The sequence below is a fragment of the Pedobacter sp. JY14-1 genome (assembly GCF_029269825.1).
GTDB lineage: Bacteria > Bacteroidota > Bacteroidia > Sphingobacteriales > Sphingobacteriaceae > Pedobacter.
The window spans coordinates 188,448-211,973 of sequence record NZ_JARJHU010000009.1; the positions used below are offsets into that span (position 1 = coordinate 188,448).

Here is a 23,526-nt window from a genome sequence, read left to right on the forward strand (position 1 = left end):
TTAGTGTGCTTTTTATTTTAGACCTTGGTAGATACCGTGTACTAGAATTCTTCCAGCTTGGACTTTAGCTCCTGCACCTTATCCAGTTTGTTTTTTCGGGTATAAATCTCGATTAACAATTGTACAGTAGACTTATCATTTTGATTGATCTCATGTGCCTGTAACAAAGCAATCTCTGCACGATTGATAAAAGACTGGTATTTCTGATTTTTATCTGCTTCAGAAGATTTCAATGCATTGTTAGCAGAATTCACATATGCCAGTCCAAGTTGGTATAATGCATCAAAATAATTCTCATCGATGCTTAACGCTTTGTTATATGCCAGCTCGGCTGTAGTATAATTAGCATTGTATTGATGAAGATATCCGTAAAGAAAATACAACAGCTTGTTTTTAGTATCTATCTTAAGGGTATTATCAATTACCTTAATTGCCGTTTCATACTTCTCATTGTCAATCAGGAGATTAATGTAGCTATTGGTTAGATTGGCATCGTATGGGTTCAGTCTTAAACCATCCTCCAGGGATTTTATAGCCAATTCATTTTCAAATTTGGAAGTATAAATATTGGCAAGATTCTGAAAAAGGATTGAATTCCTGGCTCCGTTGTCCTTTGCCCGTTTGAAGTAAGTCAGGGCATTATCGTAATCCTGTACATTCTGGGCGGAAATGCCAGTATTCATAGCAAGTGTGGTATCTTTAGGAAAAAAATCACTTACATCTTTAAGCAACTTGTAAGCCGTTGCAAAATCATTATTATTGAATGCAGTATTGGCTTTGTTTTGCTTACGAATATTGACATTGTATATAGCCGCATCAATCAACCGGGAATTGGTCTGGAATTTATCGAGTCTCCTTGCTGAATCAATTGCATCATTCGCAAGTGAAAAATACCTGTCGGCATTGCCCTCGTCAGCATCAATGACGGAAACATACGAGCTTAAATAAGCTTTAATAGCCCATGTTTCCGGCCATTTCTTAGTTTTTCTGTCATTTTGCGCCGCTTCGGAAGCCTTGATCCCCTCACCTACTATGCCTAACTGGCTCTTCTCATCTGCCTTGGAGTTAATGGCCACATGTAACTTGCCAATGCTGTTCCTTGCGATCTGGACCTGGCTCCTTTGTGCATAAGTCAGATTACCTGCCACCAATATCAATGCGATTGAACTTAGAAGTGCTTTCTTACTCATAACACAAACTTAAAAAAAAAGAGGGATAAACTATCCCTCTTTATAACAACAACTCATTAATTGAGTTTATTTTATAGCATCAAGCTGCTTTTGAATAACTTCTGTATTGGCTTTATCGTCAAGGAAGAAATAAATCGACTTCAGGTTTTCCAGTGCATTGATATTTTTAGCATCTGTTGCGACTGCAGCCTTATAATAAGGGATAGCCTGGTTAAGCACGGCTTTCATTTTAGCGCTCAACTCATTGAATTCCTTTACCTTCTTGGGGTCAAGTTTATTTTTTTGTTCCTGCAAGTCAGTGGCTTGTTTGAAATAGATATCCCCCATGATAATATTATAGGTAGGATTAGTTGGGTTCTTTTCAATGAGCTTTTTCAACATTTCCTGTGATTTGGCAATATCACCCTTTTTAATGTAGTAGTCAGTTTCCATACCGATCAGATCATTGTCTCCCGGAAACTTACCAGACGCCTCCTGAATCATTGCGATCGCTGCGGTACTGTCTTTCAAGTCTTTAAGATAGATTGAAATCATATCTTTATATAATAGTGCTGACTCAGGATAATTTAATGCAATTGCTTCTTTATAATTTCTGATCACTTCAGGATAATTGTTGATCTGCTTTGCCATCAAAGCAGCATTGACGTAGATTGCAGTATCTTTAGGATTACGCTTGGTCACTTCGTTAAAGGCATCCAGCGCCATTGCATAATCCTTCTTTTTATAGGCCAGTACACCTCTGTTACGCACTGCATCCTCGACAAAAGATTTTGCGTCCTCAAAGTTCTTCTTATCCTGATCTTTTGGATTTAAGGCATTACCTTTTTCAATTGCTTCATCAGCAATTTTTTGCTTAGCCTTTGAATTAGAAAGATCTGTAGTATCTATCAGTGCAATCCTTGAGGAAAGCAATGCCCGGTATCCCCAGGCTTCAGCAGACTGAGAGGTCTTTTCATCGGCTATAGCTTTATCTGTATGGGCGAGACCGTCGTTTAATAACTTCAAGGTCTCTGAAAGTGGCTTATTGCCACCATTGGCGATAAGAATCCATGCGTTCTTTGCAGCATTCACTTCGCTCTTCTGCGCATTTACAAGCAGTACGCTGCCGGCAAATAAAAGACTTAAGAATATTTTTTTCATTTTTAATTTATTATTTGTTCAACATTGTATACGTTATTCAGTTGGATTAGTTTCTTCGGCAGCGGAATCTGATAATTCTCCCGCTTCTTCTTCATCCTCATGCTGTATTTTAGCCACCGATGCGATTTCATCATTACCTTTTAAATTGATCAGCTTCACCCCTTGTGTAGCCCTGCCCATTACCCTAAGCTCGCTCATCACAATCCTGATTAAAATACCAGATCTGTTGATGATCATCAGGTCATCTCCGTCCGTAACGGCCTTAATGGCTACCAGATTGCCTGTCTTATCCGTAATGTTAATGGTTTTAACACCTTTACCACCTCTGTTAGTCACCCGGTAGTCATCAATATCTGTACGCTTGCCATATCCTTTTTCAGATACTACAAGAATGGTGGCATCAGGATCATCCACAGCAATCATGCCAATAACCTCATCCTTTTCGTGAGCCAGTGTGACGCCCCGTACTCCGGTAGCTGTCCTTCCCATAGGTCTTACGGTAGACTCGTTGAACCGGATTGCTCTTCCTGAGCGCAGTGCCATAATGATCTCACTTGAGCCCGTGGTCAGGCTGGCTTCCAGCAGCTGGTCGCCCTCATTAATATTGATTGCATTGATACCGTTGACCCTAGGCCTTGAATAGGCCTCCAGCGAGGTTTTCTTGATGGTACCCTGTTTGGTACACATAATGATGTAATTGTTTTCAAGGTATTCCTGGTCCTTAAGATTTTTTACCTTGATGAACGCTTTTATCTTTTCTTCCTTAGGAATGTTGATGATATTCTGAATTGCTCTTCCCTTGCTTACCCTTGAACCTTCAGGGATTTCATAAACCCGGAGCCAGAAGCACCTTCCCGCTTCCGTAAAGAAAAGCATGTAGTTATGGTTAGAAGCGATCAGCAGGTGTTCTATGAAGTCTTCGCTTTTTGAATCACTTCCCTTCGAGCCTTTACCGCCCCGGCTTTGTGTACGGTATTCCGTGGCAGGAGTACGTTTAATGTAACCTTCATGGGAAATGGTAATGACAACTTCTTCGTCCTCAATAAAGTCTTCCATACTGAGATCGCCGGCGGCATGTACGATCTGAGTTCTCCGCTCATCACCGTATTTGTCGGACATTTCCGTCAATTCATCCTTGATAATCTGCATACGTTTACCTTCGTCATCGAGAACAGACTGAAGATATTCGATGGTTTTCATCAATTCATTATATTCCTCTTTGATCTTATCCCGCTCAAGTCCGGTCAATCTGCGCAGGGTCATATCCAATATAGCCCGCGCCTGTATGTCCGTCAGGCCAAACTGCTCCATTAATCCGGTCCGCGCGTCTTCAGGTGTCTCAGAGCTACGGATCAGTTTAATAACTTCATCCAGATGATCAAGGGCGATGAGTAATCCTTCCAGGATATGCGCCCGTTTTTTAGCCTCAGCAAGCTCAAACTTCGTTCTCCTGATGACCACATCATGTCTGTGCTCGACAAAGTGCCTGATCAGGTCTTTGAGATTAAGTAATTGAGGGCGGCCGTTCACCAGCGCGATATTATTGACACTAAAAGAAGTTTGAAGCGCAGTCAGTTTAAACAGATTATTCAGGACGATAGAGGCATTGGCGTCCCTTTTTATCTCATAAACAATGCGGATACCGTCTTTATTAGACTCATCCTTGATATTTGAAATACCCTCAAGCTTTTTTTCACCTATGAGTTCGGCTGTCCGCTCGATCATTTGTGCTTTGTTTACCTGATATGGAATTTCAGTTACGATGATCACCTCTCGGTCTTTTACCGTCTCAATTTCTGCCTTGGCACGCATCACAATCCGGCCCCTTCCTGTTTCAAATGCCTCCTGTACCCCGGCATATCCGTAGATAATAGCACCGGTAGGAAAGTCAGGTGCTTTTACATGCTTCATTAAATCGGCAACCGTAACTTCATTATCGTCTATATAGGCGATTGTTGCATTGATCGTTTCTGTAAGGTTGTGAGGCGGCATGTTGGTCGCCATACCAACTGCGATACCAGAAGATCCGTTGATGAGCAGATTGGGCACCTTGGAAGGTAACACAGTAGGTTCCTGCAATGAATCATCGAAGTTTAGCTGAAAATCTACAGTATCCTTATTGATGTCGGCCAGCATTTCTTCTGCAATCTTCTGGAACCTGGCTTCAGTATAACGCATTGCAGCAGGAAAGTCACCATCAATAGAACCGAAGTTACCCTGCCCTTCAACCATCAGATACCTTAAACTCCATTCCTGGGCCATCCTCACCATCGTATTATAAACCGAGGAATCTCCGTGAGGGTGGTATTTACCGAGTACCTCACCTACGATACGGGCAGATTTTTTGTAGGGTTTGTTGTTATTCAGACCCAGGTCAAGCATTCCATATAACACGCGGCGGTGTACCGGTTTTAATCCATCCCGTACATCAGGTAAAGCCCTGGATACGATAACAGACATTGAGTAATCAATGTATGCAGACCTCATCTGCTCGTCGATATCAATTCTGATTATCTTGTCATTTTCCTGATTTTCTAAATCTTCAGCCATAAATGTTAATGTTCGTTAAGAACGGTTTAAATGTGGTATTGTTATATCCTCGCGAATCTAATAAAAAATGCACCATAGCGGTGCATTGTTGAAAATTTTAGGCCTAATTTAAGCGTTTCTTTAAGCCCATTCAATCCCCTTTTTCAACTTACTGAGTGTGATCTGTTCAGGGCTTCCCGGAATGGTCTGATGATTGTACGTCCATTTGGCCAAAGGTGGCAGGCTCATCAGAATTGACTCTACCCTGCCATTAGTCTCCAGTCCGAATTTAGTTCCCGCATCATATACCAGATTGAACTCAGCATACCTGCTTCTTCTAAGATACTGCCATTCCTGTTCTCTTTCTGTAAATTCTTTGTCACGGTTGCGGTCAATCAATTCTGTATAGGCCGGAATAAAGGTGTTGCCGACAGCAACTGAAAAATTGAGCAGATCGTCAAAAGTGAGCTGGGTGTTTTCCGGCTTAAGTCTGTCATAAAAAATGCCTCCTACTCCCCTGGTTTCTTCACGGTGTTTAATGTAAAAGTAATCATCAGCCTGGGACTTAAACCTTTGATAGAATGAAGGACTAAAAGTGGCGCAGGTTTCCTTTAACAGGTGATGAAAATAGCGCACATCTGTATCGATGATATAGTGCGGTGTCAGATCAATACCGCCCCCAAACCACCTCGTACCCTCGTCCATTTCAAAATACCGGATATTCATATGGATGATCGGTACAAATGGATTTCCCGGATGCATCACGATAGACACCCCGGTAGCGAAGAATTCCTCGCTGTCTACCTTTAAAGCTGACTTCACTGCTTCAGGCAGTTTGCCGTGAACAGCCGAAAAATTCACCCCGCCCTTTTCGATAACATTGCCGGCTTGCATAATGCGAGTGCGTCCTCCGCCACCACCCTCTCTATGCCAGAGTTCCTCTTCAAAAGTGGCTTTGCCATCGGTTAATTCAAGGCCCTTGCAAATTTCATCCTGTACATGCTGATATGCTTCAACAACTCGATCTCTAAAAATCATCTCTTCAAAACTTTATTGCAAAACTAGCCTTAAAAAGATACCTTAAAGGTAAGTCATGTGATATAATACAATGCTTTGACACTATTCCTCAATAAAATTGAGATCTCTTCCGTAAGTCTCGTCCAGATTGTACAGCGCTAGGTATGCCAGTCCTACGGTAAGGATGGCAATGCTTAATGCTGCGTTAATAATCCCGATACGATGAAGCAAAAACTGGAATAAAATGGTTACAAGAATAAGCGATCCTCTGACCATATTGGGGACGCTTGTAGTTACGGTTGCCCTGAGGTTAGTTCCAAACTGCTCTGCGGCTATGGTAACGAATACTACCCAGTAACCTGTAAACAGCCCAAAGAAAACACAAAGGACATAAAAACCCTGTGCAGTCCATCCGGTATTCAGTAAATAAAACAACATCGCACTGAACATCAAGGAGATAAATATAAATACAATTTTTTTCCGGGTCTTGAATACCTGGCTCAGTGCACCACTAATAAAATCTCCTATGGAAATACCGATATAAGTGAACATTACTCCTTTTCCGTTGTCAAGGTATTCCCTGGCATTAAGTGCCTTTCCAAACTCCGGTGCAATGCCTACCAATATCCCGACAACAAACCAAAGCGGAACCGCCAGTAATATACAATTCAAATATTTGAAAAAACGCTCCTTACTTGTGAACAGCATCAGGAAATTTCCTGCCTCTACTTTTCGTTCTGACATTTTTTCAAACATACCAGATTCAAAGACTCCGAACCTGAGCAGCAATAAGAATATGCCAAGTCCACCTCCTACAAAGAAAGCTGTACGCCATTCAAAAAAATCCCCTACTACGTATGCGGCAACTGCCCCCATAAGCCCTACCCCTGCAACGAACATTGTCCCATATCCTCTTTTTTCCTTGCTCATGGTTTCGCTCACCAGCGTAATGCCGGCACCAAGTTCACCGGCAAGGCCGATACCTGCTATAAACCTAAGTGCTGCATAAACAGGTATAGTGGTCGCAAAACCATTAGCGATATTGGCGAATGAATACATAATGATGGAGCCAAACAATACAGATAGCCGGCCTTTCTTGTCACCTATCACTCCCCAGAAGATACCGCCCAGAAGTAGCCCCGCCATTTGCCAGTTCATCAGACTTAGACCGGTCTCTGTGATCTTGTCTGCAGGTACACCCAATGAGGCGAGACTTTTATTTTTAATGATCAAAAAGAGCAGCAGATCATAAATATCCACAAAGTAACCCAACGCGGCTACGAGGATCAGCAGGAAGACGCTTCCCTTTTTTTGATTATTGTTCATACAGTTTTATTTGGGCAATGAAAGTACAAACAAAATCAAGTACATAGAAAAATTTGTCAAAAAGAAACCTTGCCGGCTTTTCCTGATAAACTCCGGCAAGGCTAATACTTATTTAACAAATGCTGTTGCAAGGCTTAATAAATCCTATTGTACAGGCTTTACAGTCGTATCCGGTGGCATTTTCCTGGAAGTATCTATTGGTGTAGTTGTGGTATCTGTTGGTGCCATTGTAGTGTCAATAGCTGTACTGTCCGTCGATCCGGAGACGCTTTTGGTAGAATTGCATGCTGACGCGCCGATTAATATCGTGCCTGCGAAAGCAAGACTTAAGATTAACTTTTTCATAGGAATAGATTCTTGTTGTTTTCTAAAATGCTAACGTTCAGGTAAAGAACATCTCCTGCTTTATAAAAGTTTGAAATTTGACATGGAAAGTTTCACCGGATCAATATTCTTTTCAGATATTTAAGCATCATGGTGGTATCGGAAAAAACCCTCAAATGGATACTGTGCTTATATCCTCCCCTATTTTTTCAACGGATCTGGGTGACGAGATTTCATAAGGGATTCCGCGGCGTAGATGTGAAGATCATCAGGAGTATCTTCAACAGGAACTATAATGGATCTATTTTTGGGGGTAGTATTTACGCTGCTACAGATCCTTTTTATGCGATACTATTTGATCAGTTGCTTCAACGGAAGGGGTACAAAACGAGAGTTTGGCTTAAAAGTGCTTCTATACAATACCTTAAACCCGGCCGGGGAAATTTATATTTTACTATACAGATCACAGATGAAATGATTGCCGATGCAGTTGCTGCACTTAATGACGGCCATGGTAAATTCGTAAAGGCATACCCAATGGAAATTACCAATTTTTCGGGACAGGTCTGTGCAACTGTAATTAACGAAGTTTACATACGCAATCTTCATCAGGGAGAGCAACCGCGTATAGCCTATTAACCTCTAACCGGATATGAATATTAAAAAGCTCATTTTACAAGGCGAAGGCACTACCCTGGACTTTAAAAAAACGATAACCAGCAATGAGAAGATTGCCAGGAGTCTTGTTGCGTTTGCGAATAACCAGGGCGGACAATTACTGATTGGTGTCGGTGATGATGGTTCTGTAAAAGGTGTAAAGTCTGAAGATGAGGAGCGTTATATGATTCTCAAATCTGCTCATCAGTTCTGCCGGCCGGCAATAGAACCCGACTTCGAAGAAGTATATGTAGACGACAAATTGGTACTGGTTGTAAAAATTGCACCAAGTGGTACAAAGCCTCACTATGCGCTTGATGAAAATAAAAAGTGGTGGGTTTATTTTCGTGTAAACGACAAGAGCATACTTGCCAGCAAGGTACTCGTTGATGTAATCAGGAAAGGTAATGACCATACGCCTAATGTCATTACTTATAATGAACAGGAAAAACAATTGCTTCAGTTCCTTAATGACCAGGGTAGAATTACATTAAAGCAATTCAGTAAGCTTACCAGAAACTCCTACAGGCAATCTCAAAAAATATTGGTCAGTATGATCATCGGGGGTATCATCAGGCCGCACATCAACGAAAAAGAAGAATTTTATACCATAGCCTGAAAACCGGCCATATACATCCCATACTCACTTAATGAAAATAAACAAGATAATTACTCTATATAAACCGGTTTATGCTGAAAATCTCCGCCTTGCAATGCCAATTGTTGTTTCCCAACTCGGACACACACTGGTACACCTTGCAGACAGTGTAATTGTCGGGCACTTTGCGGGAACTGTTCAGCTTGCGGCCGTTTCACTAGTCAACAGCCTTTTTATGCTCATTCTTGTTTTGGGACTGGGCATAGCCTATGGATTAACTCCACTGATTGCCCGGGAAAACGGCAAAAGGAATTACGAGGAATGCGGAAAGTTACTCGCTAACAGCCTTATGATAAATATTGCAACGGGTTTATTACTCTATATACTGGTACATTTTGGTACACTCGCGATCATAGACCATATCGGGCAATCTCCTGACGTTGTCGCATACGCAAAACCATATCTCGGATATCTGTCCTTTTCTATCCTGCCTTTGATGGTCTTTCAGACTTTCAAGCAGTTTACTGAAGGACTGGGTTTTACTAAACAAGCGATGTACATTTCCATTTGGGGAAACCTTATCAATATCATCCTGGGTATCGTTTTTGTGAAGGGGATGTTTGGCATCACCCCGATGGGAGTAAAAGGTGTCGGTCTGAGTACATTGATTGACCGGTTATTAATGGCAACTGTGATGACATTCTATGTCGTGCGGACCCCGCATTTTAAGCCATATCTCCACCGTTTTCGTACCCGTATCTGTGATAAGGTACGCATATCAAGAATCATAAAGATAGGTGCACCCGTTGCGCTTCAGTATGCGTTTGAAATCAGCGCTTTCAGCGGAGCTGCCATCCTCATCGGTACAATAGGCACAACAGAGCAGGCGGCACATCAGATAGCCATTAACCTGGCCGCCATTACCTATATGATGGCTAGCGGAATTGCATCAGCCGCAACGATAAAAACCGGAAATAACTTAGGCCGGGGTGACATCAATAAGCTCATGCTTCAGGCTATGGCGAGTTATCATGTCGTGTTGATGTTTATGGGCATTACGGCACTGATATTCATTTTCGCAAATCCACTCTTACCTTATATCTATACAGAAGATATTGAAGTCGTCAAAGTTGCCTCAAGATTATTGATCATCGCCGGTTTCTTCCAGTTGTTCGATGGCACCCAGGTAGTAGGGCTGGGCATCCTGAGAGGAATGGGTGATGTTAATATACCTACGATCATTACATTCGCTGCATATTGGGGCATCGGTATCCCCGTGGGATATATCTTAGGAATACTTCTGCATCTGGGTGCCGATGGCATTTGGTACGGTCTTACGCTCGGTCTCCTGAGTGCATCGGTTATGCTATACATGCGGTTTCGCCGGTCATCCAGCTTATATTCAGCAGCTCCCTTGACCCTTAACTAAATCTACAAACTCAGTAGAATTTTAAATCACTGTAAAGCAATCACTTAAGATGTGTCAAAAAGATTTTTTTGCAGGAGAGCAAAAAACAGAGTAATATTGACTACCAATCCTATAGATTAATAATAAAACATATAAAAGTCAAAATGCGACTTTAAGCTACAAAAATGCCGGCATCTGAACATACAACCCCGACCATAGCAAATAACAAACAAATCATCAAGTGGAGGAAAATTGCCTATTTGTGTCTTTTCATCATTGCGTTTATGTTTATTGCCTATTCAGTTTACAGTTATTTCAACAGCGATTCTATAGTTAAATACGGGCAGCAGCTGTATACGCAACTTGATGAAAAATTTATCCTGATGCTTGCGGTCGGCTTTTTTGCACAGCTTGTAGATGGTGCTTTAGGTATGGGATACGGTGTCGTGTCAACAACATTGCTGTTGTCGGGCGGCCTTAACCCGGCGGTGATTTCAGGGAGCGTCCACACTGCCGAAATGTTTTCAAGCGGAGCTTCAGGATTTAGTCATTACCGTTTTGGCAACGTGAATAAGAAACTATTCAGGACGTTACTTATTCCCGGTGTTTTGGGTTCCATCGGCGGAGCAATACTATTAAGTTATGCAGGTGAAGCCTTCTCTGGATATATACGTCCTGTTATTTCTATTTATACACTCTTACTTGGTATACGCATTCTTATCAATGCATTCAGGAATAAACGTAAAATACAAAAGGTAAAACGTGCAGGGTGGCTTGCCGGTGCCGGTGGGTTTCTGGATTCTTTCGGTGGAGGTGGCTGGGGGCCTCTGGTCACTTCTACCCTGATCTCAAAAGGGCGGACGCCAAAATATGTGATCGGTTCTGTTAGTCTTACAGAATTTTTCGTTACTATGGCAAGTGCCGTCACTTTCTTCTTTCTCCTTGGAGTAAGTCATTGGCAATCTATTATCGGATTGATCATCGGTGGTATTCTGGCCGCGCCGATCGCTGCCCGGCTGGTAGGTAAACTTCCCATTAAAAAGATGTTCATCGGCGTAGGATGTATTGTGATTTTTTCGAGTTTAAGGATCATTTGGCTTGCGGTTTCCAAGATGATCTGATGGTTGCCGGGATATGGTCCTAATACTTTTTTTTTCTGAAAAAAAGTATTAATTTGACAGGGTATAACCAAATAAACCGAATGTCCTCTCCTGTTAAGATAGCCAGTTTTCTGATATTTGTATCCGTCTCACTGTTATTTGCCTGCAAATCACCTGACAACTCCGATACCCCGGCTTCCCTTTTTACCCTGGTTCCCTCTGCCCAGACGCATATTGACTTTAATAATGTAATTACTGAAGACAGCCGAGCGAACATCCTGTCATACCAGTATTTTTATAATGGTGGCGGAACGGCAGTTGGAGACCTGAATGACGACGGCCTCGATGATATTTATTTTTCGGGCAATATGACTCCGGCACGCATCTACTTAAACAAAGGTAATCTGCAATTCCAAGATATTACGTTACATTCAGGGATAACTGAGGATGGGGTCACCTGGAAGACCGGCGTGACCATGGCTGATGTGAACGGTGACGGCAAATTAGATATTTATCAATGTTTTTCAGGTGGGCTTCCTGCCAGGAACAGGAAAAACAAACTCTACGTTAACCAGGGCAACAACGAACAGGGTATCCCGGTTTTCAAGGAACAATCGGCTGCTTACGGACTTGATGATGACTCCTACAGTACACATGCGGTTTTTTTTGATTACGACAAGGACGGAGACCTGGATTTATTTTTACTGAACCATAATCCCAAGGTATTTACAACACTTGATGAACAGTCTTCGCTTACTGTACTTGCTGAGCCGGCACCTTATATCAGGGTTAAACTTTTTAAAAATACAAATGGTAAATTTCAGGATGTTTCCGATCAGTCCGGGCTTTTTAATTCTACCTTTACCTACGGTCTTGGAGCAGGGATAGCCGATGTGAACAACGATGGATGGCAGGACATTTATATTTCAAATGACTACTCCGCTCCGGACTTTCTTTATATCAACAATGGAGATGGCACATTTACAGACCGGTTAAAAGATAAAATAAGCCACACCTCCCTGTACTCTATGGGTAATGACATTGCCGACGTCAATAATGATGCCTTGCCGGATATCCTTACCCTGGATATGCTGCCTGAAGACAATCATCGGCAAAAACAACTGTTTGCCCCCGATAACTACGAATACTATGATTTGCGTATCAAGCTTGGCTTTCACCGTCAGGATATGCGTAATATGCTGCAGGTTAACAATGGTGACGGAACTTTCAGTGAAACTGGCCAGTTATCAGGGATTTCTAACACGGACTGGAGCTGGGCACCGCTGTTCGCCGATTTCGACAATGACGGTTTTAAAGATTTGTTCATCAGCAATGGTTACCTGCGCGACTATACAGATATGGACTTTCTGAAATTTAAAGGAGATTTTCTGAGGCAAAATGACCACGAACAGGTAAGAAATAATATACTTTCATTAATCAGCAATATTCCCTCATCCAATGTAAATAATTACATCTTTAAAAATAACGGCGATCTGACCTTTACCAATCAGACTTCAGTCTGGGGCATGGATTCACCGTCGAACAGCAATGGTGCTGCTTATGCTGACCTGGATAACGACGGGGACCTGGACCTGATCGTGAATAATATCAATCTGCCCGCCTTTATTTATCAGAACCATACAGCTGAATCAGGCAAGAACCAATTTCTGAAAGTCAGGTTAAAGGGTAAAGGAGGTAACACATGTGGCATTGGTGCAAGGATATGGTTATATAGCCAGGGTAAACAACAATACCTGGAGCAAAACCTTTCCAGGGGATACCAGTCCAGTGTGTCACCAGTTATGCACTTCGGGATATCCCAAGGCACTAAGATTGATTCCCTGCGTATTGTATGGCCAAGTGGAAAACAACAGGTGCTCAAAAATGTTAAGGCCAATCAATTGCTGATACTTAATGAAGCCGATGCTGGAACCGGCTGGAAACCGGAGCAGCCTGTGCAACAGCTTTTCAGAGAGATCAAACCACCCGTCAACTTTGTCCAGCAGAAAAACGCTATTAACGACTTTAAGCGACAGCCCTTAATTGTCAATCCACAATCTTTTAATGGCCCTTGTTTTGCACAGTCAGATGTTAACGGAGATGGTCTCTCTGACATCTACATCGGTGCTGGAAAGGGTCAGCCGAGTGAACTTTACGTCCAGAACAGAATTGGCGTATTTACCAAAAAATCAATCCCTGCTTTTGTTGAAGATAGCGCTTTCCCTGACGCTGCTGCAGTATTTGTGGATGTAAATAAAGATGGATATGCGGACTTATATGTAGCCAGCGGCGGCTATGACAATTATCTTCCCGATGATGCACTACTTCAGGACCGGTTATACCTCAACGACGGTAAGGGTAATTTCACGAGACAACGAGCTGTTTTGCCCTCGATGACTGGCAGTAAAAGCTGTGTAACTGCCGCCGATTTCAACGGAGATGGTGCTCCGGATCTGTTTGTAGGAGGTAGAGTAATACCGGGCAGGTACCCGGAAACACCCCGAAGTTATATACTCATTAATAACGGAAAAGGGCAATTTGCAGACCGTACTTCTATCATCGCCCCTTCACTGGAACGGGCAGGCATGGTTACAGCTGCAAAAGCAGCGGATCTCAACAATGATGGAAAGCCAGACCTTGTATTAACCGGGGAATGGATGCCAATAACGGTAATGGTCAACCAGGGGGGTAAGCTGGCCGACAGAACCAATGATTATTTTGACAAACCATATCGGGGATGGTGGAATACATTACTTATTGAGGATCTGAATAATGATGGCCGACTTGATATTGTAGCCGGAAATATGGGACTTAATACACAATGCAGGGCATCTGATAAAGAACCCGCCGAGTTATATTATAAGGATTTTGATGATAATGGCTCGGTTGACCCTATCCTTTGCTTATACATACAGGGGAAAAGCTACCCCTATGTGACCAGGGACGAATTGCTTGACCAGATCAGTATGATGCGTACGCGATATGCAGATTACAAAAGTTACGCAGACGGCACCATAACTACCCTATTCAATTCTGAGGAACTTAAAGATGCAAAAAAACTTAGTGCAAACTATTTGAAAACCGCCGTTTTCATTTCCGGCGATAAGGGAAAATTCAGTATTGCGGATATTCCTTTAGCTGCACAAAATGCCCCCGTTTATGCCATTGCCGCTTTTGATTACGATAAAGACGGCCATAAAGATCTGTTGCTCTGCGGCAATATTAACAAAGCCAGGCTAAAATTTGGTAACACAGATGCTAATCATGGTGTTTTGCTCAAGGGAAATGGAAAAGGTGCATACATATACGTACCTCAATTTCAGTCAGGTTTTAACTTATCGGGAGATGTAAGATGTATTGCGCAGGTAAATGATCAGTTGCTTTTCGGTATTTCGCAGGGACGACTCCGTGCTTATACAGGTAACGTGCCACCGGTAAAGAAATGAAATACCCCGTCACACTGTATCGCACTATAATTTCAGCTTAATGGTACGTATACCAAATCGGGGTAATGATAGGCTAAATCTTTGCGTGTTCCGATCACCGGACTTCAACGTAAAGGTTTGTGTTTCCCTTCCATTCAATTCTGAAAGAACTGCTTGTTTTATTTTCAGCCCGTTGGCGATCATTTCCACGGGACCGTCATCAGCTGACGCATTAAATAACCTGAATACTAATTCGTTATTATTATGCTGAATCGAAGAAACTTCATACCCTGTTTTAGACAGGCTCAATAACGATCCCGAAGACGCACCGGCCCAACCATTAACCAGTTGTAACGGTTCATTCCATTTCAGGCTTTCCGTCCAGATATTTGCTTTATCCCACTTCCCAGAATGCGGCAGCAGTGCATAGTTTACTTCCGTAGGACCGGAAATAGTGTAATTCCGTCCCCATAGGCCCATTCCTGAATACTGGATGGTGAGCCCAAGTATACCGTTTTCATCGTGCGAATAACTTGTGGTATGATCAGTCAAAAGTGCCACTCCCCTTTCGTCATTGACCTCAGTCACATCGATCCAGTTGACAATAATATTGTTTTTGATGCTATCCCAGCTATTAAAAAAGGTATTATTCAATCTGCTCTTTAATACATCAAATGCCGCATTCTTATATACATTCTGTTTGTTAAGCTGAAGCGGGAACAATGCCGAAAGCTTATAACGGTCGTTATAAAACGCCTTTTGTAATTGTTCTGGCTTCCACTGGTCATGCTGTCTGTAATCCGCTCCAATACCGGGACTTCCCTGCCAGTCTATCCTGGCACGGATATCAATATGCGGTTCCCCCTGAACGAACGTCAGGTATTGGGTAAAAGGATGCTTGCCAATAAAGCCTTCCACCTTTATCCTGGCCCTGAGCGGGCCATTTTCCAATATGCTCAGTTTCGCTCTGCGCTCCGCACTGGTAAACCACGTACTATCCTTATAAAAATACCCTTTTAGCTCGTTAAATGGTCCTGCTTCCTTATTAACCAATTCTTTATTTCCTGCCGGTCTGGATATCAGACTTGCGATCGTGCCTCCTTTCCGGGCATCAATGATCAGCTCATATACGGATGTGCTAACGCGATAGCGATCACCTTCAGTAAAAACCAGCCTTTGTGTATTGCTTTGGGCGGCATGGCTGCGCTCCTTTATCTGGTAGCTGGCAAAACCCAAAGGAGCTACATCCGCTTTAAACACTAGTCCTTTCCTGCCATCTTCTGTCCTTATCTGCTGGGTCTGAATTTCCTTCCCGGCATAATCACAGATTACGGGATTATTATAATTTCTTTCAGGGAGGAGCATTACTGCCTCCTTTCTCCTGACAGCAAGCGTATTGTACACCTTGAACTTTGCTGAATTAAGCTCACTGACCATACTATCTTTATATAATATACTGTCAGCTATCCTTGTTGCAGCGCCTGTCCATATCTTTACCTGGTCGGCCCAGTTCAGTTTTCTATTCTTATCTACAATATTATAGGGTACGATCCAGGAATCATGATGCTGGGCAAGCAGAAGATTTTGCCATGCATCGGTAAATTGTCCCTTTACCGGTTTATGTTTTAGTAAGGCAGAGTTTATGGAACTAAGTTTTTCTGCGATGATAAGTTTATTTTCTGCTTTCCTGGTATCTTGAGCCAGTCTTTGCAATATTTGCGCACCCCAAACCAGGCTTACCTGGATATCTTCCTGGGTCAAGGCCCATTCCGGTACATTTTGCTTATCGGCGATATTGGTGAAATACTGGCTCCAGGTCACATATTCAAAGTCTTTGGGCTGTCCGAGCCATGGGCCGTTTTTCCATCCGGCATCCTGTATGCACATTCCCACAGGGTTCTTTATACCTTGTAAACGAGCGCCTTCCAGATATTCCTTCGAATTATTCCATGCAATAGTCTGCCAGGTGGAACCTGGCAGCAGCCGCTCAGAAGCATACCGGGGAACAGTAAGCAATTTGCTTCCATCTGGCCCTTTCCAGTATAACAGCTCATTTCCGTATGCAGCTATGTATCCGCCCCAGCAAGTATTCGGATTTTTCAGAGAAGCGTTTTTATATCCTAATGATTTCAGTATCTGAGGTAGTGCGCTTGTAAAGCAAGGTTCTTCCGAAGAATAGGTATTGAATAAAGCGTCTGGAAAATGTTGCCTGATCTTCAGGATGCCCAGTTCAAATTGTCTGATCACAGATTCACCCTGTATATTGAACAAATAACTTTGTCCGTATGAGGGGTTTACAAACTCTATTCTTCCGGCTACAGACTGGTCTTTAATATATCCTGACAACCGCTCGTACCCGGTCTTATCATGCAAACGCACAGAATCCCATGTTACGGGTTCAATTTCAAGATTAATCTTCCAGAAAGGATGTTTATCCAACATATCACTAATGAAAGTGGTATAATTTGAGGGATAATGTCCCCAGATGCCTCCGTGATATCCATCGATGAAGTAATTATGCTGCGATTTTGCCTGAAAGCACTGAAGGCAAAAGCATATCATGAGCAAGAATCGTCGTGTGTTCATGTCGAAAGATAGGATTATATGTGGTGAAAGGCAACGTTCTATACAGCGGTCAGAAGAAAAGTAATGATTTCTTTAAGGTTTTTCGGGAATTTGTTACCTTCATAAAAAAATCAAATTATGGAGCACCATCAATCAGCTGAAGGCTTTCAAACACTTGTCGGATTATTAACTGTCGTAATCATCATCGCTTTCACTGCCTTCTACCTGTCTTTTATTAAAAAACGCAAATCAGAAGGTGGCGGTCATCACTAAGCCTATGTGATCAGAAAAATCATCCATATCGACATGGACGCTTTCTATGCGTCTGTAGAGCAGCGTGACTTTCCTGAATACCAGGGAAAACCAATTGCCGTAGGTGGTTCACCCGATGGTCGAGGCGTTGTCGCCACAGCAAGTTATGAAGCCAGAAAATTCGGGATAAAGTCTGCGATGCCATCAAGACAGGCGTTACAGCTTTGCCCCGAATTGATTTTTATACGTCCCCGGTTCGATGCCTACAAAAAAGCCTCTGAACAGATCAGAAATATATTTTCCCGCTATACAGATATTATTGAACCACTATCCCTGGATGAGGCCTATCTCGACGTATCGGAAGACAAGCAAGGTATAGGCTCTGCCATCAGAATTGCAGAACTGATCAAGGAAGACATTAAACGGGAACTCAGGCTTACAGCCTCAGCGGGTGTATCCTCCAGTAAATTTGTAGCAAAAATAGCCTCAGATTTGAATAAGCCAGATGGACTCACCTTTATAGGTCCTTCCAAAATCGAAAAGTTCATGGAAGCATTAGCTGTCGAACGCTTTTTTGGAGTTGGTAAAGTCACTGCGAAAAAGATGAATAATATGGGCCTTCACACCGGGGCTGATCTCAAAAAACTTTCAGAAGCTGAAATACTCAGGTATTTTGGAAAATCCGGCAAGTTCTATTACAATATTGTGAGAGGCATAGACAACCGCGAAGTACAACCCAGACGCCAGACTAAATCCCAGGCCGCAGAGGACACTTTTGAACATGATCTCCTTACCATCCCCGAAATGCATACCGAACTGGGTAAGCTCGCTGACAAATTGTTTTCAAGGCTTCAAAGCAAGCAGCTTTGGGGACGGACGATCACTCTCAAAGTCAAGTTTCATGATTTTCGTATCATTACACGTAACCGGTCCTTTGCTACACCGGTAAGTACTTACCATGAAATTCTGGATACAGCAAAATATCTGCTTGACAACCTTGACCTGGAAAACAAAAAAATACGCCTGCTCGGCATTTCAGTATCTAATTTTGAATATACAGGATCAGCACCCTTCAGCCCTAATGGCCAGCTCCGCCTCTTCCCTGATTAGTATTCGCCGGATCAGACACTAACTGGTTTGATTTTAATTTAAACAAACTACGCAGTAGTTATGTTAAACAATTAACAAAAAAATCTTATTATGAAAAAGTTAACCTTTACCTTAATTTTAGGACTATGTACCGTGATCGGTGCAAATGCCCAGATTCAGAAGGGAAATGTCATGATGGGCGCAAACATCTCTGACATTAACTTCGGGCTGGATAAGCCAAATGTTTTTAGCCTGTCAATTAATCCGAAAGCAGCCTGGTTTGTACAAGACGGACTTGCACTTGGAGGAGATGTTTCTTTCGGTCTCTCGACCGCCAAAAATGCAGGCACTGACATTAGTTATGGTATCGGCGCCCTGGGGCGCTACTATGGCAGCACCGGTGCCAATGAGGTCGTCAGGAACTCGCGTTTCTTCGGTGAGGCCACTGTTGGTGTCTCTGGTGTCAATCCATCTGTAGGCAGCAGCACAAATGGGCTTGGCTTTAGTTTCGGACCTGGTTTCACCTATTTTGTTACACCTTCGATAGGTTTGGAAGCCTTATTGAAATACAACGGGGTAGTCGGATTTGGCAGCAGTGCATATGCACATCATCTTTCACTGGGAGTAGGTTTCCAAATTTATCTTCCAGGTCAGGGTACAGCACGTAAAGTAGAACGTGACATGCAATAAATAAAACTGTAAATGCTATGAATGCGAATGAGGAAAAACAGCTTGGATCTAACCTGACTGGTGCAGCTATACCTGCAAAGCCAGGACATCAACGGGACATTGCAATAGAAGACTATACTTCCGCCTTGCTTGGAGACGTACATCCTACCCGACGGACTTCAGAATCACAGGAAGACCAAAATAGTCAGGAGTAAATTAGCTAGTTAAAAAATAAAGGCGCTTTTTAGAAGTGCCTTTATTTTTAGTACCGCTATTTTTCCGGTCTTAAAAAATTCCAGGATAATCTTGATCGGAAATTCTTTTGCTCGTCAACCAGGAATTTAGCAATGCCATTCAAAAGATGCTCATTTTCACTTACCGTTCTGTCACCTAAGGCAACGAGCTTTTCTATATTAGCCGGGTTTGCCGCGTCAAGCCCTTCCCGAATACTTTCCAGGCTCCCCGGTTCGATACGGATATAATTTTTCTCTTTATCCACAGACTGAAATAACTGTTGCAAAAAGAAGTCACTGGTTTCCGCTACTCCACTCATCATAATGTCAATCAGTGCCGGTACGACGGCCATCGCACTGCTTTTTTTGAAATATTCATAGTCATAAGACCTTCTCGACCTTCCCGTGCCCAGAGACAACAGGTAAATATCGTTGATTCTTGTCTGGTTAAACGCCTTTGTGACATCAATAAGTCCGCTTAATGCTGGGTTGGTTGCAAATACGCCTCCGTCCAGTAAAGGATATCTTACATTTGCAAGGGAATGGATCTCCGCCACACTAAAATAGGTGGGTGCCGCCGACGTAGCACGGCAAACATCCTTTAGATAGAAATCACGAGAAGCCCCTCTTGAAATCGCATTCTGTTGCCGGAAGAAGTGTGTCTTCCGGAGTTCTATATTATAGGCGCTGATAATACACGGTTTGATCAGTTGACTTAATCTGGTCTCTCCAAAGTATTTTTCCAATACCCCCTCGAAGATCGCACTGTTATACCGCTCACCGGCAAGTCCAAGCTTTGCACGCAAACGTTTAAAAAAGCTCATTTTAAAAATCTCATTACCATGCTCCAGGTAAAGATCAAGTGCAGCCTTCGCAGAGAATCTAGGCCTTGCCGGATGGTCTTCAGATGGACAAAGCAAGAGGCAAGTCAGTATACCACCTGTGCTTGTACCTGCAAAAAAATCAAAATAGTCAACAATTGCCGCATCGGGATTCTTACTTTCCTTTTTTAGTTTCTCCTCCAGCGCCACCAGGATCATCCCGGGAATGATCCCTCTTATTCCCCCTCCGTCAATAGAAAGTATCTTCTTCATAATTATGTTCGACCATCGGACTAATATAGGGTATTTTTCAATTTCTATGGCGACCTGCGTATTTTCTCAGTTGACCTGTATATACTTCGGGAGTAGCTTTGCATAACGACTTCTACATCTGCCATCATGACAACAGAAGTCCGACCCGGTTCAATTTTGTACTTTGTTTCCGGGTTTAAATCTGAAGGTTAGATAATAGTTTATATATCTAAGCGCTCTTCAAATCAAAAAGCCGAAATTGGTATTTCGGCTTTTTCCTTTTCAGGACATCAATGCCCTTTAACAGACTAATTATTCTCTATTCAAAAGATTTTGCCCGAAAAAGCGAACTATAATTTCGCCTGTGGTACCATGCAAGGATCAGAACGGCGACCAGCAGGAAAGCTCCGGCACCTATACCTTCCTGGGCTAAAAAGGCATGGAACAGAACAATATTGACAACTACAGGAAAGATCAATACGTTGGCCAGTGTTACATACCGTCCTGTAACATAGGCAAGTCCGCAAACAAGCTCTGTTGCTTTGATCAACGGCATCAAATATACTGAAGCCGCGATACCCATATTGAATGTTTTTACCGCGCCATGCATTTCAGGCTGTGGAAAAAGTTTAAAAAAATAGCTTACAGAAGCGAATAAAAGCAGAAGCCCTGCAAGTGAGCGGATAATAATCACAGTAATCTTCATCGTTTTTTAGTTTTACGGTTATTGAATATACCAAAATTAGGCTAAAAAATAAACCCTTGTAATGGCACTAAACGACAATAGAAGGGGGTGATTAAGACATGCTATTGTCCTTACTGGCGTAATGTAACTGCTCTGACATTCACTGGCTGCCAGTCCTGAGTCCCTGCAGTCAGCGTAATTACAGTGGCTCCTGCCTGCTTCAGGTCAATACTTCCCAGGTTGATCTTTCTGTAATTTCCATATCCACCTGTATTTTCTATAGCTGTCTTCACCTTCTGCTGGCCCGTACTTAGGCAAACCGCCGTATTCCCTGGTGTGGCAACCTCTGCCTCCATCGTATAAGATCCTGGCTTTTTTACCATAATCTGCCACGAAGCAGAAGCTTTGGGATCAGTCCAAAAACCCAGATTCTGTTTTTCGCCACCTTCCGTTCCCATACTATGACCTCCTCTGGCGACATGCAGGTCCGCTACTTCCGGGCGAAGCACAATGCTGCCATCGGCCTCCGGTAATTGAATAAACGGTTTTACATCTGGCTTTCCCTTAATGATCAATTTGACCACAGTAGCTACTGGATCCGGTGCTGATTCCGGTAAATTAACCAGTATATTGTCACCTTTACGAGATGACGTCAGTATTCTTCCGCCGGCAAGCAGTTTCGCAGACAATACAGTATTACCAAGTCCCGGCACCTCCAGCTTCTCGTTGGAAGGCCATTGATAGATATGCAGATATAACGCAGTGTTCCCATTTCCTTCAGCCTTCTGCGTAGCTCTTCCCCAGGAAAGTACTTTGAATGGGCTCGCTGTTGTACCATAAATAGCCTCGCTGTTCACTTTCATCCACCTGCCTATCTCTTCAAGGCGGGCTATAATGGGTTCAGGGAATTTACCGGATGGCTCGGGGCCTACATTGAGCAGATAATTCCCTCCCTTCGACGCAGTCTCGATCAGGTTACGGATCAACTGCTGACCTGGTTTCCAGTTGTGGTCCTTTTCCTTAAATCCCCAGGTATCGTTAATCGTCATACAGGTTTCCCAAAGGCCTCTGATGCCCGTAGCCGGTATATATTGTTCTGGTGTAAACAGATCCCCCTTTATTCCACCCCCTAACCTGTCATTGGTTATAATCCCCGGCTGTAGTGCCAGCAGTGGTAAAAACTTATCTGCACGTTCCTTAGTCATATCCGTAGGTACATCCCACCACAGTTCTGCAACATCTCCGTATTTCGTCAGTATTTCTTTAACCTGAGGAATGGCCACCCTGTCCAGGTATTCATCAAAACTGCCCTTTTGTGCATCATCCCAGTGACCACCCGCGGCCGCGCCGCCCTTATTGCCCCAGTCATTTGCCTGCGAATAATAAAATCCCAGTTTCATTCCCTGCTTCCTGCAGGCATCTGCCAGCGGCCTGATCAGATCCTTCCCATAAGGTGTCGCCTTCACTACATTCCAGTCGCTGGCCTTGGTGTCAAACAAGGCAAACCCATCGTGATGTTTGGTTGTAATCACAATATATTTCATCCCTGCAGCCTTGGCCATAGTTACCCATTTTTCGGGGTCATATGCTGTAGGATTAAACTTTTTTGCGTATTCCTTATATACTGTTACAGGGATTCTTGCGTCATGCATGATCCATTCCCCAAGTCCAGGGTAGTCCTTACCGTTATATACTCCCGATGGGATGGTATAGACACCCCAGTGGATGAACATCCCAAAGCGTGCCTTTTCCCACCAGGTTGTTCTTGATGTTTCTATAATTGCCCGTTGGTTAACAGACTTTACAGTTAAGGTGTCTTTATATGGGCTGTGTGCTTTCGTATCAGACAAACCTATCATCAACGATAAGCCGGACACAAATGCAGTAAATGCATACTTTCGGTTCATACAGTTTTGGTTTACATAGTGTTACCCAAAGATAATTCCCGAAAAACCCTGTTACTTTGCTATTTTGTTAAATCATTCAGTGATTTTGGCAGTCAAGTCGACATTAACGCTTTCGTTTAAATTCATCCAGGCCTTTCTGCAGATAAGCAGCGTATTCCTTTGCATCAAATATTGCTCCCCTGGGTCCTGTCAGGGCATTCAGTTCATGGTCCGCCAAAACATACAGCGGCTGGGCATTCGACCCGTAACGCGTAGCCTGGAAATCAAGGTTCCAGTAGCCCAGGTCATCCGTGTTGCGTTTCAATATCCTGGAATAATGAACCTTGTCGGCAGGCATTT

The 23,526-nt window shown here is 43.0% G+C and carries 19 protein-coding genes and 1 pseudogene; 9 read left to right on the top strand and 11 right to left on the bottom strand.

Translation table 11 applies throughout. The annotated features are described in order from the left end of the window. Nucleotides 1-41 precede the first annotated feature (41 nt). The 6 genes from P2W84_RS17895 to P2W84_RS17920 form a co-directional block, all read right to left on the bottom strand. Complete coding sequence (locus P2W84_RS17895) at nucleotides 42-1,190, bottom strand: hypothetical protein (protein ID WP_276091536.1); 1,149 nt, start codon at nucleotides 1,188-1,190, stop codon at nucleotides 42-44. Nucleotides 1,191-1,256: 66 nt separating this feature from the next. Then, nucleotides 1,257-2,330: a hypothetical protein gene (locus P2W84_RS17900; RefSeq protein WP_276091537.1), complete on the bottom strand. Its 1,074-nt coding sequence runs from the start codon at nucleotides 2,328-2,330 to the stop codon at nucleotides 1,257-1,259. 33 nt (nucleotides 2,331-2,363) lie between these two features. Then, complete coding sequence (gyrA, locus tag P2W84_RS17905) at nucleotides 2,364-4,880, bottom strand: DNA gyrase subunit A (RefSeq protein WP_276091538.1); 2,517 nt, start codon at nucleotides 4,878-4,880, stop codon at nucleotides 2,364-2,366. A 120-nt stretch (nucleotides 4,881-5,000) separates the two neighbouring features. Further along, nucleotides 5,001-5,897: an oxygen-dependent coproporphyrinogen oxidase gene (hemF, locus tag P2W84_RS17910; RefSeq protein WP_276091539.1), complete on the bottom strand. Its 897-nt coding sequence runs from the start codon at nucleotides 5,895-5,897 to the stop codon at nucleotides 5,001-5,003. An 81-nt stretch (nucleotides 5,898-5,978) separates the two neighbouring features. Further along, nucleotides 5,979-7,202 (bottom strand): MFS transporter, encoded by a 1,224-nt coding sequence (locus P2W84_RS17915; RefSeq protein ID WP_276091540.1) that lies wholly within the window; start codon nucleotides 7,200-7,202, stop codon nucleotides 5,979-5,981. Nucleotides 7,203-7,346: 144 nt separating this feature from the next. Then, nucleotides 7,347-7,547, bottom strand: coding sequence for a coproporphyrinogen III oxidase (locus P2W84_RS17920; protein ID WP_276091541.1), 201 nt, complete (start codon nucleotides 7,545-7,547; stop codon nucleotides 7,347-7,349). Between the two features lie 129 nt (nucleotides 7,548-7,676). On the opposite strand from P2W84_RS17920, the gene P2W84_RS17925 reads away from it, so the two are divergent. The 5 genes from P2W84_RS17925 (at nucleotide 7,677) to P2W84_RS17945 (ending at nucleotide 14,735) form a co-directional block, all read left to right on the top strand. Next, nucleotides 7,677-8,165 carry a DUF4442 domain-containing protein gene (locus tag P2W84_RS17925; RefSeq protein ID WP_276091542.1) on the top strand — a complete coding sequence of 163 codons (489 nt, stop codon included), beginning with the start codon at nucleotides 7,677-7,679 and terminating at the stop codon, nucleotides 8,163-8,165. 13 nt (nucleotides 8,166-8,178) lie between these two features. Then, on the top strand, nucleotides 8,179-8,802 hold the full coding sequence (locus tag P2W84_RS17930) for an ATP-binding protein (RefSeq protein WP_276091543.1): 624 nt from the start codon (nucleotides 8,179-8,181) through the stop codon (nucleotides 8,800-8,802). 94 nt (nucleotides 8,803-8,896) lie between these two features. Then, complete coding sequence (locus P2W84_RS17935) at nucleotides 8,897-10,210, top strand: MATE family efflux transporter (protein ID WP_276091544.1); 1,314 nt, start codon at nucleotides 8,897-8,899, stop codon at nucleotides 10,208-10,210. A 263-nt stretch (nucleotides 10,211-10,473) separates the two neighbouring features. Continuing rightward, nucleotides 10,474-11,310, top strand: coding sequence for a sulfite exporter TauE/SafE family protein (locus P2W84_RS17940; RefSeq protein ID WP_276091545.1), 837 nt, complete (start codon nucleotides 10,474-10,476; stop codon nucleotides 11,308-11,310). Between the two features lie 80 nt (nucleotides 11,311-11,390). Next, complete coding sequence (locus tag P2W84_RS17945) at nucleotides 11,391-14,735, top strand: VCBS repeat-containing protein (RefSeq protein ID WP_276091546.1); 3,345 nt, start codon at nucleotides 11,391-11,393, stop codon at nucleotides 14,733-14,735. Nucleotides 14,736-14,759: 24 nt separating this feature from the next. On the opposite strand, the gene P2W84_RS17950 is transcribed toward P2W84_RS17945, so the two are convergent. Then, on the bottom strand, nucleotides 14,760-17,300 hold the full coding sequence (locus P2W84_RS17950; RefSeq protein WP_276091547.1) for a glycoside hydrolase family 38 C-terminal domain-containing protein: 2,541 nt from the start codon (nucleotides 17,298-17,300) through the stop codon (nucleotides 14,760-14,762). A 117-nt stretch (nucleotides 17,301-17,417) separates the two neighbouring features. Here P2W84_RS17950 and P2W84_RS17955 point away from each other — a divergent pair, with 117 nt between their 5' ends. The 4 genes from P2W84_RS17955 to P2W84_RS17970 all read left to right on the top strand — a co-directional run bounded on the left by P2W84_RS17955 (nucleotide 17,418) and on the right by P2W84_RS17970 (nucleotide 19,504). Further along, nucleotides 17,418-17,552, top strand: coding sequence for a hypothetical protein (locus P2W84_RS17955; protein ID WP_276091548.1), 135 nt, complete (start codon nucleotides 17,418-17,420; stop codon nucleotides 17,550-17,552). Nucleotides 17,553-17,561: 9 nt separating this feature from the next. After that, nucleotides 17,562-18,641, top strand: coding sequence for a DNA polymerase IV (gene dinB, locus P2W84_RS17960; RefSeq protein ID WP_276091557.1), 1,080 nt, complete (start codon nucleotides 17,562-17,564; stop codon nucleotides 18,639-18,641). Between the two features lie 90 nt (nucleotides 18,642-18,731). Beyond that, complete coding sequence (locus P2W84_RS17965) at nucleotides 18,732-19,310, top strand: hypothetical protein (protein WP_276091549.1); 579 nt, start codon at nucleotides 18,732-18,734, stop codon at nucleotides 19,308-19,310. A 17-nt stretch (nucleotides 19,311-19,327) separates the two neighbouring features. After that, nucleotides 19,328-19,504: a hypothetical protein gene (locus P2W84_RS17970; RefSeq protein ID WP_276091550.1), complete on the top strand. Its 177-nt coding sequence runs from the start codon at nucleotides 19,328-19,330 to the stop codon at nucleotides 19,502-19,504. Between the two features lie 56 nt (nucleotides 19,505-19,560). Here P2W84_RS17970 and P2W84_RS17975 read toward each other — a convergent pair whose 3' ends face one another. The 4 genes and pseudogenes from P2W84_RS17975 to P2W84_RS17990 form a co-directional block, all read right to left on the bottom strand. Further along, complete coding sequence (locus P2W84_RS17975) at nucleotides 19,561-20,616, bottom strand: patatin-like phospholipase family protein (protein WP_276091551.1); 1,056 nt, start codon at nucleotides 20,614-20,616, stop codon at nucleotides 19,561-19,563. Between the two features lie 298 nt (nucleotides 20,617-20,914). After that, entirely contained in the window at nucleotides 20,915-21,301 is a 387-nt protein-coding gene (locus P2W84_RS17980) for a DoxX family protein (RefSeq protein ID WP_276091552.1), read from the bottom strand. A gap of 110 nt (nucleotides 21,302-21,411) precedes the next feature. Further along, nucleotides 21,412-23,187, bottom strand: coding sequence for an alpha-L-fucosidase (locus tag P2W84_RS17985; protein WP_276091553.1), 1,776 nt, complete (start codon nucleotides 23,185-23,187; stop codon nucleotides 21,412-21,414). Between the two features lie 103 nt (nucleotides 23,188-23,290). Further along, a pseudogene (locus P2W84_RS17990) lies at nucleotides 23,291-23,526 on the bottom strand (hypothetical protein); the annotation flags it as partial.

Excerpts from the sequence above, each read along its gene's own strand:
- P2W84_RS17895 (WP_276091536.1), bottom strand. The coding sequence starts at position 1,190 with ATGAGTAAGAAAGCACTTCTAAGTTCAATCGCATTGATATTGGTGGCA.
- P2W84_RS17900 (WP_276091537.1), bottom strand. The coding sequence starts at position 2,330 with ATGAAAAAAATATTCTTAAGTCTTTTATTTGCCGGCAGCGTACTGCTT.
- gyrA (WP_276091538.1), bottom strand. The coding sequence starts at position 4,880 with ATGGCTGAAGATTTAGAAAATCAGGAAAATGACAAGATAATCAGAATT.
- hemF (WP_276091539.1), bottom strand. The coding sequence starts at position 5,897 with ATGATTTTTAGAGATCGAGTTGTTGAAGCATATCAGCATGTACAGGAT.
- P2W84_RS17915 (WP_276091540.1), bottom strand. The coding sequence starts at position 7,202 with ATGAACAATAATCAAAAAAAGGGAAGCGTCTTCCTGCTGATCCTCGTA.
- P2W84_RS17920 (WP_276091541.1), bottom strand. The coding sequence starts at position 7,547 with ATGAAAAAGTTAATCTTAAGTCTTGCTTTCGCAGGCACGATATTAATC.
- P2W84_RS17925 (WP_276091542.1), top strand. The coding sequence starts at position 7,677 with ATGGTGGTATCGGAAAAAACCCTCAAATGGATACTGTGCTTATATCCT.
- P2W84_RS17930 (WP_276091543.1), top strand. The coding sequence starts at position 8,179 with ATGAATATTAAAAAGCTCATTTTACAAGGCGAAGGCACTACCCTGGAC.
- P2W84_RS17935 (WP_276091544.1), top strand. The coding sequence starts at position 8,897 with ATGCCAATTGTTGTTTCCCAACTCGGACACACACTGGTACACCTTGCA.
- P2W84_RS17940 (WP_276091545.1), top strand. The coding sequence starts at position 10,474 with ATGTTTATTGCCTATTCAGTTTACAGTTATTTCAACAGCGATTCTATA.
- P2W84_RS17945 (WP_276091546.1), top strand. The coding sequence starts at position 11,391 with ATGTCCTCTCCTGTTAAGATAGCCAGTTTTCTGATATTTGTATCCGTC.
- P2W84_RS17950 (WP_276091547.1), bottom strand. The coding sequence starts at position 17,300 with ATGAACACACGACGATTCTTGCTCATGATATGCTTTTGCCTTCAGTGC.
- P2W84_RS17955 (WP_276091548.1), top strand. The coding sequence starts at position 17,418 with ATGGAGCACCATCAATCAGCTGAAGGCTTTCAAACACTTGTCGGATTA.
- P2W84_RS17965 (WP_276091549.1), top strand. The coding sequence starts at position 18,732 with ATGAAAAAGTTAACCTTTACCTTAATTTTAGGACTATGTACCGTGATC.
- P2W84_RS17970 (WP_276091550.1), top strand. The coding sequence starts at position 19,328 with ATGAATGCGAATGAGGAAAAACAGCTTGGATCTAACCTGACTGGTGCA.
- P2W84_RS17975 (WP_276091551.1), bottom strand. The coding sequence starts at position 20,616 with ATGAAGAAGATACTTTCTATTGACGGAGGGGGAATAAGAGGGATCATT.
- P2W84_RS17980 (WP_276091552.1), bottom strand. The coding sequence starts at position 21,301 with ATGAAGATTACTGTGATTATTATCCGCTCACTTGCAGGGCTTCTGCTT.
- P2W84_RS17985 (WP_276091553.1), bottom strand. The coding sequence starts at position 23,187 with ATGAACCGAAAGTATGCATTTACTGCATTTGTGTCCGGCTTATCGTTG.